At 46.0% G+C, this 15,576-nt stretch carries 13 protein-coding genes; 3 read left to right on the top strand and 10 right to left on the bottom strand.

Annotated features, from left to right (window positions below):
• Positions 1–160: 160 nt before the first annotated feature.
• Positions 161–1,429, bottom strand: coding sequence for a cytosine deaminase (locus HNR77_RS05700; protein WP_184181601.1), 1,269 nt, complete (start codon positions 1,427–1,429; stop codon positions 161–163).
• Positions 1,398–2,675, bottom strand: a complete 1,278-nt coding sequence (gene codB / locus HNR77_RS05695; RefSeq protein WP_184181600.1) for a cytosine permease — start codon at positions 2,673–2,675, stop codon at positions 1,398–1,400. Before codB ends, HNR77_RS05700 begins: the two co-directional genes overlap by 32 nt.
• A 493-nt stretch (positions 2,676–3,168) precedes the next feature.
• Between codB and HNR77_RS05690 the strand changes: the two genes are divergently transcribed.
• Both HNR77_RS05690 and HNR77_RS05685 read left to right on the top strand, forming a co-directional pair.
• The gene (locus HNR77_RS05690) at positions 3,169–4,602 is read left to right on the top strand and encodes an N-acetylmuramoyl-L-alanine amidase family protein (protein WP_184181598.1); all 1,434 of its coding nucleotides are present in this window, start codon (positions 3,169–3,171) and stop codon (positions 4,600–4,602) included.
• Between the two features lie 54 nt (positions 4,603–4,656).
• Positions 4,657–5,220 (top strand): GerMN domain-containing protein, encoded by a 564-nt coding sequence (locus HNR77_RS05685; protein ID WP_184181596.1) that lies wholly within the window; start codon positions 4,657–4,659, stop codon positions 5,218–5,220.
• Between the two features lie 96 nt (positions 5,221–5,316).
• On the opposite strand, the gene HNR77_RS05680 is transcribed toward HNR77_RS05685, so the two are convergent.
• Together HNR77_RS05680 and HNR77_RS05675 are read right to left on the bottom strand one after the other, a co-directional pair.
• Complete coding sequence (locus HNR77_RS05680; protein ID WP_184181594.1) at positions 5,317–5,664, bottom strand: DUF4260 domain-containing protein; 348 nt, start codon at positions 5,662–5,664, stop codon at positions 5,317–5,319.
• A 1-nt stretch (position 5,665) separates the two neighbouring features.
• Positions 5,666–6,298, bottom strand: coding sequence for a TetR/AcrR family transcriptional regulator (locus HNR77_RS05675; RefSeq protein ID WP_311768582.1), 633 nt, complete (start codon positions 6,296–6,298; stop codon positions 5,666–5,668).
• A gap of 219 nt (positions 6,299–6,517) precedes the next feature.
• Here HNR77_RS05675 and HNR77_RS05670 point away from each other — a divergent pair, with 219 nt between their 5' ends.
• A complete protein-coding gene (locus HNR77_RS05670; protein ID WP_184181590.1) occupies positions 6,518–7,075 on the top strand; it encodes a DEAD/DEAH box helicase family protein in 558 nt (185 codons plus the stop codon).
• A 249-nt stretch (positions 7,076–7,324) separates the two neighbouring features.
• Here the strand turns inward: HNR77_RS05670 and HNR77_RS05665 are convergent, their stop codons facing one another.
• The 6 genes from HNR77_RS05665 to HNR77_RS05640 all read right to left on the bottom strand — a co-directional run bounded on the left by HNR77_RS05665 (position 7,325) and on the right by HNR77_RS05640 (position 15,575).
• Positions 7,325–7,753, bottom strand: a complete 429-nt coding sequence (locus HNR77_RS05665; RefSeq protein WP_260410328.1) for a DUF3237 domain-containing protein — start codon at positions 7,751–7,753, stop codon at positions 7,325–7,327.
• Positions 7,754–7,821: 68 nt separating this feature from the next.
• Positions 7,822–8,796 (bottom strand): sensor domain-containing diguanylate cyclase, encoded by a 975-nt coding sequence (locus tag HNR77_RS05660; protein WP_184181588.1) that lies wholly within the window; start codon positions 8,794–8,796, stop codon positions 7,822–7,824.
• 2 nt (positions 8,797–8,798) lie between these two features.
• Positions 8,799–9,425, bottom strand: coding sequence for a chemotaxis protein CheC (locus HNR77_RS05655; protein WP_111268803.1), 627 nt, complete (start codon positions 9,423–9,425; stop codon positions 8,799–8,801).
• Positions 9,415–9,789: a response regulator transcription factor gene (locus HNR77_RS05650; protein ID WP_111268804.1), complete on the bottom strand. Its 375-nt coding sequence runs from the start codon at positions 9,787–9,789 to the stop codon at positions 9,415–9,417. The genes HNR77_RS05655 and HNR77_RS05650 overlap by 11 nt, the downstream gene beginning before the upstream one ends.
• Positions 9,790–10,167: 378 nt before the next feature.
• The gene (locus tag HNR77_RS05645) at positions 10,168–14,655 is read right to left on the bottom strand and encodes a carbohydrate binding domain-containing protein (RefSeq protein WP_184181586.1); all 4,488 of its coding nucleotides are present in this window, start codon (positions 14,653–14,655) and stop codon (positions 10,168–10,170) included.
• A gap of 41 nt (positions 14,656–14,696) precedes the next feature.
• Positions 14,697–15,575: a carbohydrate ABC transporter permease gene (locus HNR77_RS05640; RefSeq protein WP_145402318.1), complete on the bottom strand. Its 879-nt coding sequence runs from the start codon at positions 15,573–15,575 to the stop codon at positions 14,697–14,699.
• Position 15,576: the final 1 nt, after the last annotated feature.

Genomic DNA, 15,576 nt, shown 5'->3' with positions numbered 1-15,576 from the left:
CCCCAGATTTTTTCAATAAAAAGAAAACTCCCTGATACAGGGCTATCCTCCTTATAGAAGTCTAGCCCTGCATAAAGGGAGAGAAGATATCTCGCTTGGCACAATTGTATAGCAACGTTTTGGTTATAAGCTACATCTCAAAACCATAGTTGTTCTGTAACTATTTGTTAAACGTAACCTTCTCCATGTTGCCATCCAGAATAATGGATGTGTCACGCGGTTTCGATTCTGCGATTTTGCGCCCTTCTCTGAAGGAATACAGAACCGCTGCTTGCTTGCGAACCGCTTCGTATTCATTCTCCGCCTCAAGCACGATGAAATTGGCCGGCTTGCCTGACTCAATACCGTAACGATCCTCGATGTGCAGTGTTCTTGCACTATTTTGCGTAATCAGGTCAATAGAATTTACAATTTGGTCGTACCCCAGCAGCTGAGACGCGTGTATGCCCATGTGCAGCACCTGCATCATATTGCCTGTACCGAGCGGGTACCATGGATCGAAAATGTCATCATGTCCAAAGCATACATTCAGGCCTGCCTCCTGCAGCTCCTTCACGCGTGTCAAACCTCTTCTTTTTGGATACGTGTCAAAACGTCCCTGAAGGTGAATGTTCACTAGCGGATTGGACACAAAGTTCAGGTCAGCCATCTTCAGCAGGCGGAACAGCTTGTACGTATACGCATCATTGTAAGAGCCCATCGCTGTTGTATGGCTCGCCGTGGTGCGTGAGCCTAGGCCGCGTTCATATGCCTCCTTGGCTACAACTTCGATGAATCGGGACTGCTCATCATCAATTTCATCACAGTGAATGTCGATGAGACGATCATATTTTTCCGCCAGATCAAAAGCCACTCGCATCGAATCCACACCATATTCACGGGTAAACTCGAAGTGTGGGATGCCGCCGACTACATCTACACCCATTTTCAACGACTCTTCCAGCAGTTCAGCGCCGTTCGGATAAGAGTGAATGCCCTCCTGCGGGAAAGCCACCAGTTGAATATCGATATAAGGAGCCAGCTCCTGCTTCACTTCCAGCATCGCTTTGACTGCCGTCAGGCTTGGGTCTGTGACATCTACATGTGTTCTTACATGCTGAATGCCCTGAGCCATCTGCCATTTCAATGCGGTTTTGGAACGTTTTTTTACGTCTTCTTGTGTCAGAAATGCTTTACGCTCCGACCAGCGCTGAATGCCTTCAAACAAGGTCCCGCTCAGATTCCACTCCGGCTCCCCTGCTGTCAAGGTAGTATCCAGATGAATATGTGGCTCGATAAATGGAGGCAGCACCAGGGCACCGTTCACATCCAGCGTCTCTTCGTCTTCAGCAGCCTGCTGTTCCTGTGTAACCTGTTCAAATTTCCCGTCTCTGACGATGATGTTCCATAGTCCTTCTTTACCCCGCAATTTTGCGTTCTGTATAATCATTTGTCTTCCCCTTTTCTTTGGATGATGTCATGGACACGATGCCCATGATTACGATATAAGCTACAGCTGTACCGAGCAGTGCATTAAGTGGCGTTACTCCAGGAGCAAGCTGTGCAAAGGCAACGCCAATGGCCCATGCGGCCATGGCAGCCCAGTTTACTTTTTTGAAATTCATATCAGCAAACGGTGCGTAGACTCTTCTTTTGACAATAAAATAATCTGCAATAATGATGGCTCCAATCGAAGGGATGGCTGCGCCCAGCACGTTCAGGAACCCTACAAAGTTGTTGTACATCCACATCGCGAGCACAGTTCCGATAATACCGTTGACCACTACAAAAAATTTCTTCGAAATTTTCGTAATATTGGCAAAGCCAAGACCCGAAGCATACAGCGCATTGTCATTGGTTGTCCAGATATTCAGACCCAGTACGATGATGGCGGGAATCAGCAGACCTTGCAGGAACATTACCTCTGATATGTCAGCGAGATTATAAGCCATAGCGCCAACTGCGCCGAACAGGAACATCAGCGAGTTACCGAGAAAAAAGGCAATTACGGTAGCGGTCACAGCCTGACGGGACGTACGGGAAAAGCGTGCAAAATCGGGAGTGAGTGTACCCCCGCTTATGAAAGAACCGATACAGATCGTCAGAGCCGCAGCCGCAGTAAGCGTCTGTGTTGGTGTGTAATCCAGCAAGCCTTGCAGTCCCCCCAGCGCCCCGGCCCCCTCGAACATGGAATATCCTCCGAGAATAGCAATAGCCGGAACCGCAATATATCCAAGAATGACAAGTGATTTCATACCGAAGATCGCTGAAGCTGTTATCGCCAGACCAAACAGGAAAATGAGCAGATACACATTCCAATCCATCGCTTTGGCAACGGGAATAGCAAACATGGCTACGCCAACCCCGAACCAGCCAACCTGTGTGAAGCCTAACAAAAATGAGGGCAGATAAGAGCCTTTTTCACCAAACGAATATTTCGCCAGTAGATGGGTAGATAGTCCTGTCTTGGCAGCGATATGGGCCAGCGCTCCAGTGTAAATGCCCAGCACCAGATTGCCTGCCAGCACAATGCCCATGAATTCCATAAACGTCAGACTGACACCGAGTGTACCTCCTGCCAGCATACTAGCCGAGAAGAACGTAAAACCAAGCATAACGGATAATGTCTTCCAGAAGTTGTTACGCTGTGTCTTGGGCACCTCTTGCCATGAAAACTCTTGATCTTGTTTGCTCATCAGAAACCCTCCAGATAAAGTGTTCTGATACCGTAAAAAGCAGAAAAAGAGGCTACTCGTCGCCATTTATGCTGACAAGTAGCCTCTTTTTGCATCATAATCCGCGCGAAGACGCAGAGCATTCTGTGGAAAGAATGCCCTTCTGTCGCGTGATTATAAAATCCGCTGCCCTTGCCAGCCTCTCTGGACTGAATTAAAGGTACCAGTGTTCAATTGCTTTCTATTATTTTGGAAAAACCTGAAATTGTCAATGTAATTATGTTCCAATGAATATTAATTTTTTCTGCATGAAACAGGACAATCAGGCTCAATACCGGAATAGACAAGGCTTCAAAACTGTTTTTACCACAGGAGCACCGCAGATCATTTTATTAAAAAAGAAACTGCAAACAGGCAGGGGAATTTCGCATATATGTAGAATATTGTCATAAGTGTTGTCTGCTGGCTGCTTGCTCTGCCCTTCCCGTAATATCGATTAAAACAGAGGTGTACAATGAAAAAAATGGCAAGTTTGCTTTTATTCAGTTTGTTATTTCTGCTCATCTTGACTGATTCGGGACATGCTGCCACAGCATCCCCGCAAACCAAAATTATTTTAGATGGACACGAGTTGGTGCTGCCTTCCGATGTTGAAGTTGTCAATATCAACAAAAACGTGATGATTCCGATTCGTGTTGTGGCTGAAAATTTGAAGTTTAAGGTGAAATGGGATCAAAAAAAACAGAATGTAAGCATTGAACAAAACAATAAGGTTATTTCCTTGCATGTAGGCAGGACGGAAGCTTACGGGCAGAATGGAAAAGTCACTCTGAACACCGCACCACAGCTGATTAAAAATACGGTTGTTGTTCCCCTGCGTTTTGTGAGTGAAGAAATGGGACTTTCGGTAAGCTGGAACAACAAGGACAAGATTGTTGGTCTGACAAGTGCTGCTCTACCTTCTGTTGAACCTGCGCCTTCTCCGCCTCCTGTTGTTTCTGGTCCGGATCTATCCACCGTATGGAGCAAAGTGAACGATATCAGCTTTGCGAATCATCAGCTTGTTGTATCCATCGACCATGAGGTTACACCACGGATTACAAGGTTGAGCAACCCGGATCGGATTGTGGTGGATCTTCCTGACACAACCTTCGGAGACATGGCGCCAGGCATGAAGCAAGGCACAATGGGAAAGCTTGATGTCAGCGGTATACCAAATGTGACAGAAGTTCGATATTCACTTTTTACCAATGATCCGGCACAAGTCAGAGTTGTCATGGAATTGAACAATCTGAGTGACGTTCAGGTTAATGTTCAATATGTCAGCGGCAAGCTGATTGTGGATTTAGCTGTAACTGGCATAATCGGAATCCCGGTTTCCCCTGCTCAGCAGGATAACGGCAAAAGCATCGTTGTCATTGATCCCGGCCATGGAGGCAAGGATCCCGGTACCATTGGCATCTCGAAAACCCAGGAAAAAAACTTCACGCTGCCGCTTGCTTTGAAGGTTCAGGCGCTCCTAGCCCAGGAGCCTGATATAGAGGTGGTGATGACACGTGAGACAGATGTTTATCCCACTCGTCCGGAACGCGTGCAGCTCGCCAACACATTAAATGCAGATGTATTTGTATCCATTCACGGGAATAGTGTAGAGGCTTCTCCACAGACCACGGGTACCGAGACATTTTATTACAAACGCAGCAGCAGTAAAGCACTGGCAGATATAATGCACAGACATCTGGTTGATGCATTAGGCTTTAAAGATCGAGGTGTCAAGAACGGTAATCTGGAAGTGCTCAGGGACACAACGATGCCAGCTGTGCTGCTTGAAATCGGTTTTCTAAGCAACCTTGCCGAGGAACAAGCGATGCTGAGCGAAACGGTCCAGGATAAAGCTGCTCAGGCGATTGTTGATGCAATCAAGGAGTTTCTGCACCAGCCGTCATAAAAAACACCGCTTGCAGCAAGCCAAAAACGAATGTAACGATGAGGATGTGCTTATATGAGAAAAAAGTCTAGCTACACACTCGTATTCTCCTTGATCAGCTTAATGCTTGTGCTTGCCGGCTGCGGCGATAAACCAGCTGTAGACCCTGGTAACAAGCAGTCTGAAGCCGCCAACCCGTCTACATCGAACGCCTCTTCCCCCACCACGCCAGATAACGAGCCAACGAAACAAGAAATTGAAGTGGGTTATGTAGACGCTGAGCTGACTGAGGTCAAAACTAAAAAAGCCGAAATCACATTTTCGGATAGCAGCGAAAAATATAGACAAGCTTTTGATGTCATGCAGCGTTCGGATGATCCGGCATTCATCTCCTTATGGAGTGACATCGAGCTTGAATCCATGGATTTTCAAGACGGAAAGCTAACGTTAGACATTCACATCCCGGATGAAGCCAGACTAGGTGCTGGCGGGGAGCTTCTTTTTCTCTCTGTGCTGCAGCAAACGATGTTTCAGTTTGAAGAAGTGAAAAGCATTCAGCTTCTGGTGGATGGGCAAGAAACCGAGAGCCTGATGGGCCATGCCGAGCTGCCAAATCCTATACTCCGTGAATCAGAATAAAACAACGGAGTTTTCATTGGCCTAAAAACCTTGCTTTCTGTAATGGAAGCAAGGTTTTTAGTGTGTGTACGAATATAGCTTTGGCACAATCAGGCTCTACACACGCTGTAGATGAGTATCCTTGAACTCTGTTTCATACTTTAAACCAAAGCCGAACATCCGGTCCATGCCGATGTGTGCAATCCAGATGAAGCTGATCAATATCAGGAAGTCCACCTTCATCATAAACCCTGCCGCCAGAAATATCATTGGCGTAATATACGTATGTGCCAAATTATAAATCCAGGCTCCGACCTTATTGTTCACTGTATAACCGATCATGAATACATCGGGGAAGAGCAGCAGCAGCAGAAAGAGCCACCAGGAATAATCATTGTAGAAATACATCGTTGCTGCTGCCGCAAATACGAACAACCCTTCTAATCGAATCCATAATCTGGTCATTTTATTTATTCTCCTTTGTTGGTTCGATAGTGTGAGAAGTGCTGATACCTTGAAGCATCCAGCCGATGCCTTGCGATACCTGCTTGTGAGAGAGCGGATCACTTGCCAGCAGCACTGGTGATTGGAGCGTAAGTCCATCAAAAACGGCTTGAATCAAGGATGCCAAGGTCTCCTGCTCCGCTTCATTCAACGGCAGCTCCAACCGTCCAATAATTAACCGGATACCTGCTTTCATCTCCTGGTACAGCTTCGCTAACTCTTGAGCCAGCTTCTCGTTGTTCACACTTTCAGTCCACAAGCTGATGAGAAGTGTAAACCACTCCGGGTTATTTTTGCGAAATTCCACAACATGCAGCAAAGCCTGCGACAGAAGCTCTGACGGTGCGGCCTTCATGTCCAGCTGCTGAAGGGCCTGCTGCATGCCCCGGTTAATCATCCACTCTCGCACTACCTCCACCAAAAGCGTTTCTTTGGTATTAAAATGGTATCCGATTAGTCCCTGTGCTACGCCCGCTTTGGCTGCAATCTCTTTCATTGTAGCTTTGCTGTAACCTACCTGCCCGAAAAGTGTAAAAGCGGCTTGCAAGATTGCATTTCTACGTTCGTCCTGATTTGTTGCTGGTTGTTTTGTCACTTCCATTCTCCTCCAATACTGTTTGGTCGAACAGTCAATTTCATGTACTCATCATAAAACTGTTTGATCGAACAGTCAATAGTCTTTTCCAAAAATAAATTCATCATTAAATCAGATTGTTGATAATCGATGATTTCGAACAAACCATCTGTGATAAAGGCACTATTATGGTTCGAATTATGGTAGTATTATTGAAATATCTTCCAAGGAGATGAATGAATGAAATTGGTTATAATCTTTGGCCCGCAGGCGGTAGGAAAAATGACAGTAGGACATCAATTGGAGAAGGTAACTGAACTAAAGTTGTTCCACAATCACGTAACCATTGAAATGTTAGCTCCCCTATTCGGTTTTAATAGTGAAATGTGGAGATTAGTAGATCAATTTCGTCAAGACATATTTGAAGCCGCCGCTAGTAGTGATATGTATGGAATGATTTTCACTTATGTATGGGGATTCGATCTGCAGCAGGATTGGGACTATATTGATAAAATTTGCAAAATCATTGAAGATAAAGACGGAGAAGTGTATTTTGTCGAGCTTGAAGCCGATCTGGAGAAAAGAATTGAGCGTAACAAGACGCCTCACAGACTTGAGCACAAGCCAACCAAAAGAGATGTTACACGTTCTGAACAGAACCTGATACAGACAATGGAGCAACATCGATTAAACTCCTTCGAGGAAGAAATCAAAAGAGCAAATTATATCAGAATTAACAACTCTAATCTAAGTGCTAGTGAAGTTGCTGAGACCATTAAAAACAGATTCGCTTTATAATCATTTTAGAATACATACAGGAGGTTTCAGACAATGCTGAGTAGTGTAAGCATACCGGGTATGATTGTTTTGATCATTTTTCTGGTTCTTGTAATCGGACTGATTCGGAGAATTTTGAGACGTTAACGTTGCATATATGTCAAAAAAGCGTTGTTCTTCAGGCCAACGCTTTTTTTGAAATGTATGTAAACGATCTGACCTTCGAATAATGATGCTTGCAAAGGTATCGGATATTATGCCTTGTCAGTTTCAGGATATTGCCCTGAAAAACTTAATATCAACGCCGCCGGCTGCAGAAAAGCCCTCACCTATCAATGGTTCCAGATTCAGATATGCCAAGGCTTGGCTGTTGGTTATGATGCGTGGAGAGGTACGAAACAGCCTCGTCCCCTGCGGTTTTCCGATATAACCGTTATTCTCGATATATATTTCACACTGCTGTCCGGTATAATCTTGTCCCTTCAGCATATATCTGGCTGACAGGCTGTGACTTGCTCCATCTTTTCCGATAATCTGGGTATCCACGCCGCCCTCCAGTACAATGCCTTCGAACATCGCTCCGGTAACATGCCCGCCGAAAGTAATCAGTATAACCGATTCACCGTGTTTATTCTCCAGTTGAATGGTATCCTTGATCTGCACATGTACAGTAAACATCTCTTCCATCTCCAGCGTCATCGTTAATCACAGCATCCTCTCCACTCAGGAATAATCATGAATAAAAAATCGGATACAGCTTGCTTATATTACCAGAGCTGCTCCATCTCAGGATCATAGAACGAAAATCCACGCTTCCCATTTTTCTTGATTCTGTACATCGCCATATCTGCAAATTTCAGAAGCTCAGAAGGGTCTTGCGCATGCAATGGAAACAAGCTGATCCCAATGCTGACAGACAGGTTGATCTCAATGGAATTCACATGAAATGGCAGATCGAAGGCATTCAGCAGATTAGCCGCAACGGTACTCGCATCCTCATCCTGCTTGAGATGATTCAAAATAATACAAAATTCATCCCCGCCCAATCTGGCTACGCTATCTGTACTGCGTATTCTTCCCTTCAGACGCTCAGCCACTTCTTGTAAAACCAGATCCCCAACCTCATGACCATAGGTATCATTCACCTTTTTGAATCCGTCAGTATCTACAAACATCAAGGCAAACCGTGATTCGTTGCGCAGCGCATTGCTGACAGACCACGCCAGGCGATCCTTGAATGCCAGACGATTGGGCAGATCAGTCAATGAATCATGCAAGGAAAGATGTTTACTGATTTTCTCAGCCTTTTTAATCTCGGTATACTCGCTCTCCAGTTCTTTGATGAGGTTTTTAAGTTTATATACGCGAGTGCTTGTATTGGTCGTATCACTAACCTGAAGCATTGCATAGCTATGGTCATTATCATAGAGCGGTTCTACATGCAAGTTCTGTCTGTAAAGGGTTTCCTCTCCCGCGTCCTTCGGAAGAAAGAACGTCTTATGTAAAGCGCTGGAGCAAAATCTGCTCTGCCCGTGATAAAGTGCATTTTGTAATATATCCATATACATCTTAATCTTGAACCTAGGGCAGATTTCCAGCAAGTTTTTCCCCAGCACATCCTCAGAAGCCAAGCCTGTAAAACGTTCAAGCCAGCCATTCCATACGATAATTTTCAGTTGTCTATCCACAATTAAAATGCCCATTTTCGTTTTGTTCAGCGCTTGTACAATGAGATTGTCCATGGTTATCCCCCCAGTAGAGCATCTATTTTATCCAGCAGACTGGAGATGGAATCCATGCTGAGCGCAATAACAATAATCCCCTTTACATCTGTATCGGCAAGTAAAAAGGACGTATGCAGCACCAGTATGTAGACTTCATTTTGGAGCAGAACTTGCGGGTCGGAGCGAGTGACATGAATCAGCTCTATTTCAGGCAACACGTACTCCAGCTTCATTTCGAGAAAGTTCCCAAATTCACCAATAATTGCATTAAGCAGCACATTGCTGACTTCCTGAAGCACATCCAGATCGGTATCCATTAACCTGAAATCGTTTGGGTCTACATGCTCTGTAAGCTCTCCCAGGCACATGTTAGCAAGCACTTTTGCCTGTTCCGCCGGAAACATCAGAAAGGCTTTACCTTGAAATTGATATCCAAACTGCAGCGAGGATCGAAATAAATGGCCTTCTGTAAACAGAATATTGTATCTCCGATCCTCGGGATCAACCTCGGTGATAGAGATTAGTTCAACTTCAGGGATACTCAGCACAATATGCTTGTCTACAATTTCCGATAACATATTAGCTGCCTGTCCAACATAAACGTTCACGAGCTCAGTAAGCAGATCTTTCTGCAGCTCATTCAGCATGATATGCCACCTGAATCATTTGAAGCAATGTACTGGCTTTTTCAGCCGTTAATGGTTTGTTCAGAAATCCCGACACCCCAAGCTGCTCCACTTCCTCACGAGTAGCCTTCTGAATATCCGCGGATAATATAATAATTTTGACGTCCTGATCCATCTCCCGAATCATGCGAAGCATGTCTTGTCCATTCAATCCAGGCATCAAAAGGTCTGTGGTGATTATATCCGGTTCAAACTCCTGATAAAGCCGGAAGCCATCTTCTCCATTGGTAGCCGTTCGAATCTCACAATTGGGGATATGATCGCCAATTAACTTACTCATCATCTTCTGTACAAATATTGAGTCTTCCACAATTAATACTTTCATGATTCAACTCAGTCTCCTCGATTACGTATTAGGGGCGCAGGGAAAGCAGGCGCTGTAGACAGTTCTTGAGAAGGAGCTTCGCGCACAGGTGGAACCCCTTAAAAGTGACTGACCGTTGGAACGGCAAAACAATATAATTATATTAATTATAAAATTAGATTGTCAACAACATTATAGATTAAAATAGAACGCATTCATCTGTCAATCCTGTGAAGCTCCTGGCTGTAGTCAACGCAAAAAACTGCAGACCTGGATCGCAGTTGAATGACTCTAAAAGGACGAGGCAGAATAAATCTGCTTCGTCCCTTTTTAGTTATAAAAGCTACATTAAATGAATCATTTTTTACTCCAATGAAAGAATAAGATTGCATCCCTGTTTTATTGCGTTTTTCCCAAATTGACGAGACTAACATGAGACAATGTTATCGTGGTGTCTGCCTGTTCATCCCCTTTAATTTTCCCCATATCAAACACCATTCGACTATTCGGATAACTCGCTTCAGTCACCGGGAACGTAAATGTAAATTCTTGTTCTTCTGTCGTGAGTTCCATTTGATTACCATAGAATCCAGTCCATTTATAACCTGCAGGAACGTCTACCCAACCGATGCCCACGCCCAGCTTGCGCGCCTTATCCGCTTTTGCTTTGAATGTCAGCTTGTAGGTGTAACCCTGTTGCATTGCAAAGCCCTCCTGGATCAATTGCCGATCCCATGGATTCTCTCCAACCTGACCGATCTTGGCTTGCAGCTGCTGATTAACAGCACTAATAGACAAGTCTTCTGGTTTATTACTAGCCGTATAAGCAAACCAGCCGTCTGTTCCCTGATTAAAGCCACCATTTTTGATCAGGTTGACGTTTACCGGCTGACCACCCTCTTCTGCACCCGGATTCACCTCAAACAGCATTACATTTTGAATAGATACAGTATGCTCACCGGCTGGATCGGGCTGCTTCCCGAGACCGAAGTTCAACAATGCTGCTGGATCACCGTTCTCCCCCATCGTGAAGGTATACGTATACGGCTGTTTCGTTGCTGTCAGTTCTGCCGGCTGCTCCAAATACTTGACATCGTTACTATCAGCCTTCGATACAACAACCTGCATCGTTTTTGGTGCGGATGATGAAGCATCGAAGCTCAGACGATACGTGTTACCTGCTTCAAGCGAAAGCTCGCCCTGCTGCAGGATGTCGTCCCACCAATTCTCCGTCGTGCCAGACAAAGTCATGCTGAGGCCATTATCCACGCTGTTGCTGTAGGTCGCTGTAGTTATGCTCTGCGGCAGCATCCACCCCGAGGCATCTGCATTCAGCCCGCCATTTTTCACTTTACTCTGTGAAATGTCCAGCCAGCGTGTATTATACTCGTTTCCTTCAAAATTTACGTAGTAGGTTTTTCCTGCTTGCAGGGAAACCGCTGGCAGATATACGGTTTTATACGTTTGCCAGCCGCCCGTATCTCCCAGCACAAGATTGGAGTTTGCAACGGTATTGCCTTCCTCATCTTTGACCGTAAAACGTACTTTTGAGTCAGCCTCGGCACTTGCCATCCGTGTAGAGAAGGCATATACCCCATCGTTCGCTGTATCAATCTTGAACTGGAGCAGATCACCTTCATCCATGTAGCTGACATGTTTGCCGCCTTCATCGGAATCTTCGAGCTGCAGTCCCTGCATCACATAAGCATCGGCAGCCTGAATGTGGTTATAACCCTGGATGGTTACCGGTTTTCCACGTTTCGTCAGGCGTACGTTATCGACATAAACCTTGCCAGAAGATCTGCCAAACAAAAGCTGTAATTCAGACGTTGCAGTTGCTTCGCCCTCTCCGATCACAATTTCACCTGTGTACGTTTTCAACTCTGGCCCGATCTGAATCTGCTGTCCTTGATGAACCTGTACGTTGTGACCCTCAGCGGTAGATAAACCAATATCCATAACGCCTTCGGCATCTGCCTTGGCATCAAAGGAGAAGCCATAGGACGTATTGCCTTCCAGCTTCATGCCAGGCTGAGCAACAGCAACCTGCTCCGGCTGTCCGTTCGTTTGCTTCACATCGACAACAAGCTGTCTTTCCATGATCGGGAACTTCGAGAAGTTATTGACCGATACGTGCGCATCCGCATCTTCTTGAATCTGAGTGTTCCAGAAGCCAAGCCGCTGCTTTCCTTGATCAAACGTACCATTATAGACGTAATTGCCATCAGGCAGAGCTTTGCGTTCTACTTCAAGCGGATCGGCATCGCCTTCCTCTGTAAGTATCACGTTGGTCACCAGTACCTCGCCTTCTGCTTTGCCCAGATTGAATTCAAACCTTGCATTATTGTCTGAACCATTCCGCATATTGAATTCATATTCGTACCGCTGCCAATCCGTTGTCACGGAGAATTCCTTTTCGCCGGAATAGTTCGTCCAGCTTTTCTCAAACTGCGTCAATTTGGAGCGGATAATCCGATTCTCTGAAGCTTTGGCTTCAAACTGAACTTTATATTTTTTATCTTTTTTCAGATACATCGGCATTTGGGTTAATTGAACGGAATAGGTTTCCGTGCCTGCGTTAGTGATCGTGACTTTGGCTGCTTTGCCTTTCATTGAATCATCGACAACTTCTACCTTGCCCTCTCCGCCGGCATTCTTGATGAATTGCCAGTCAGCAGGAACACCGTTTGCATCAACGCCTTGTGTGAAATGTTCATTGTAAATCCGGTTTCCATTCTCTTGCGGTGCGCGCAGCTCTTCAGGCTGGATTGGACTGGAGGTTACGTCCGGCCATTCATTCATATTTTTATACGAATACACTCGCACAAAATCGACATTCATCTTATCAGACACAAATGCATTTTCTGGTGATCCCGGCCAGTCTCCACCAACGGCAAGATTGAGAATGAGGTAGAACGGACGGTCAAACGGTGCAGGGAACGTATAACTTTCCGGCTGTCCTGCCGCTGTTGTCTCCCAGTTGTTGATTTGGTGATGCAGCTGTCCGTCTACATAGAAGCGAATCATACCAGGCAGCCACTCCACCTGAAAATCATGATACTCATCGGCAAAGGATTCGCCTTGCGGCAGCGTAAACTTGCCTTGATCATGCCCATGAGAGCCATCGGCTTGGATCGAATCATAGTGAATGGTGCTGTAGATCTCATGATCCTTGTTCTGGCCGCCGATCAGCTCCATAATGTCGATCTCCCCGGAAGCTGGCCATCCTCCGTAATGAGCTTCATCCGTAGGCATCATCCAGATGGCTGGCCACATGCCCTGCTGGATGGGAAGCTTGGCTCTCACGACTACTTTGCCGTAAGTCCAATCCCCTTTTTCCTTGGTGATCAATTTGCCGGAAGTGTAGTTTTTGCTGCCCTTTTGCTCCCGTTTCGCTTCAATCTGCAGTACGTTACGATTGCCATCCTTTACGATACGTGTGTTGTTCGGGCTGTAATATTGCAGCTCATTGTTATAGACCAGCTCTGTATCCTGTACTGTCCATTTCGTAGCATCTACAGCAGAGCCATTAAATTCATCATTCCAGACCATTTCCCATTGTTCATCCGGAATTGTAGTCGCCGGAACCGGTTTCTCGCCCGCTGGTGTGCCAGGCACGGAAGGTGTCTGTCCACCCGAATTGGAGGACCCGCCATCGCCGCCTGCATTGGAACTGCTGCTGCCACCACCGGAATTGCCTGCTGCATCTGGCTTGGGTTGTTCAGTCTGACCAGTTCCAGGTGTATTGTTATCACTGTGCTTGCCTGGTGTAACCGCTTTCCCATTAAACAAAACGTTATCCGCTTCTACGTCAAGCAGCTTGATTTTCCCTTTGCCATCAATCGTCGTATGACGTGCCTTGCTGCTTACTTTTAATGTATCAATGGAGCTCTCGGCAGACAGCTCGATTGTTGCTTTACGTGCAACCAGCATCTCTTCAACCTCTGTTGTGCCTGTCATCTCGATATGAACAGAACTGCTGCTCTTGTCCACTACAATACGCTTCAGCTTGGAGTTCTGAATAACGATCGAATGGCTTCCTCCGCCCTTCACGATGACACTTCCACTTACAGTCACACCGTCAAGGGTTACTGTTCCTTCACCAATCGCTTCTGTAAGCAGCAAATTACCGTTAACGGTTGTATTTTTCAATGTCACATCTGCTGAGCGTACGATCAGATTGCCATCCACTTTGGATTCGTATGTGCCTGGAACATGTTTAATATCTGCAATTAATGATGACATCAGCATAGCAGCTTCGGCTCGTGTTATAGCTGACTGCGGCGCAAGCTTCCCGTTGTATCCGTTTACAATTTTATTTTGAACAAGATATCCTAGCGCTTTTCTGGCATACTCAGCCACATCCTGCTCATCACTAAATGCAGACCCAAGCTGCTCACTCTCACTGCCCGTCGATAGCTGAAATGCACGATCGGCCATCACTGCAGCATCCTGTCTCGTGATTGAAAGGTGCGGCGAGAGATGGGTTTCATCGGTTCCCTGAATGATGCCTGATGCACTAGCCCGTGTGACAGCGTCATAATACCAGTCTTTTTCATTTACATCCGCGAATGCTGCCGTTTCAGGTCCACCTGTGAATCCGAATGCCCGGTCCAGCATCACCACGAACTCGGCGCGGCTAATACGTTCACTCGGTCTGAATGTACCGTCTGCATAACCTTTGGTTAATGCCATGTTCTGCATACGCATCACAGCGTTCTCGGCCCAATGGCCCTTCAAATCTTTGTACGGGGACAGAAGCAGGCTTGATGCCTGCACCTGCTCCGCTGCTGTTTGCTGCTTCCCCTGTTCTGCCCCGACTGTTGCCGGAGCGGTTAGAGAAACGATCATGCTTCCTGCTACGAGACAAGCCAACCCTTTTTTCACCCATATTCCTCCCTCGAATGTGTTTCACTTGCAGGGCAGTGCTATTCTTTCACTGCCCCGATAACGATGCCTTTCACGAAAAAGCGCTGCAAGAATGGATAAATCACCAAGATCGGCAATGCCCCGATGAAAATCTGAGCTGCACGAACCGTACGCTGTGATACGTTTTCCAGCATGGACGGGTCAACGTTGATTTTACTAAGGTCCTGCTGCACGATAATGGTTTGCAACAAGGAGGCCAGTGGATAATTTTTGATATCGGACATATAGATCATGCCGTCAAACCAGGAATTCCATTGACCAACCATGGTGAACAAGGAGAGTGTAGCAATCGCTGGCATGGACAACGGAATGTAAACCAGCGCCAGCGTTTTAATGTGACCTGCACCATCCAGATAAGCCGCTTCCTCCAGCTCTTTAGGCAGACCCCGGAAGAAGTTCATCATCAGAATGACATTCCATACAGACAAGGCTCCCGGAAGCACCAGCGCCCAGATCGTATCCATGAGCCCCAGCTTCTGAATCAGGATGTAGCTTGGAATCAGACCACCGCTGAACAGGATTGTGAACACAAAGAACCAGGTGTACATGGAACGGCCTTTGAAGTTAATGTCCTCCTTCGACAGCGGAAATGCGGTAATCAGCATGATGACCATACCGATGACCGTTGCAATCACTGTACGTTTCACCGAAACGAGCAATGAGTTGATAAAGTTTGAATTGCCAAACGTCTTCACATATGCATCTGTCGTAAAGCCGATCGGCCAGAAGCCGACCAGATTGGACGAAGCCGGTGCCATGCTGCTGAACGATACGGCCAAAATATGAATGATTGGCAAAATGCAAAGCAAGGATAATACGCCCAGAAAAATATAATTGGCAACACTGAATATTCGATAGCCTCGAGTTTTGTAATACAAG

Origin of the sequence: Paenibacillus sp. JGP012, from assembly GCF_014203995.1 — a bacterium.
Taxonomy (GTDB): Bacteria; Bacillota; Bacilli; order Paenibacillales; family Paenibacillaceae; genus Paenibacillus; species Paenibacillus silvae.
The sequence above is the reverse complement of the archived record's forward strand: the minus strand, read 5'-3'. Positions and strand labels throughout refer to the sequence as shown.

What these genes read in the sequence shown, in the direction of transcription:
- HNR77_RS05670 (WP_184181590.1), top strand. Translation starts at nt 6,518, where the DNA reads ATGAAATTGGTTATAATCTTTGGCCCGCAGGCGGTAGGAAAAATGACA.
- HNR77_RS05650 (WP_111268804.1), bottom strand. Translation starts at nt 9,789, where the DNA reads ATGAAAGTATTAATTGTGGAAGACTCAATATTTGTACAGAAGATGATG.
- HNR77_RS05680 (WP_184181594.1), bottom strand. Translation starts at nt 5,664, where the DNA reads ATGACCAGATTATGGATTCGATTAGAAGGGTTGTTCGTATTTGCGGCA.
- HNR77_RS05690 (WP_184181598.1), top strand. Translation starts at nt 3,169, where the DNA reads ATGAAAAAAATGGCAAGTTTGCTTTTATTCAGTTTGTTATTTCTGCTC.
- HNR77_RS05660 (WP_184181588.1), bottom strand. Translation starts at nt 8,796, where the DNA reads ATGGACAATCTCATTGTACAAGCGCTGAACAAAACGAAAATGGGCATT.
- HNR77_RS05700 (WP_184181601.1), bottom strand. Translation starts at nt 1,429, where the DNA reads ATGATTATACAGAACGCAAAATTGCGGGGTAAAGAAGGACTATGGAAC.
- codB (WP_184181600.1), bottom strand. Translation starts at nt 2,675, where the DNA reads ATGAGCAAACAAGATCAAGAGTTTTCATGGCAAGAGGTGCCCAAGACA.
- HNR77_RS05655 (WP_111268803.1), bottom strand. Translation starts at nt 9,425, where the DNA reads ATGCTGAATGAGCTGCAGAAAGATCTGCTTACTGAGCTCGTGAACGTT.
- HNR77_RS05665 (WP_260410328.1), bottom strand. Translation starts at nt 7,753, where the DNA reads ATGACGCTGGAGATGGAAGAGATGTTTACTGTACATGTGCAGATCAAG.
- HNR77_RS05685 (WP_184181596.1), top strand. Translation starts at nt 4,657, where the DNA reads ATGAGAAAAAAGTCTAGCTACACACTCGTATTCTCCTTGATCAGCTTA.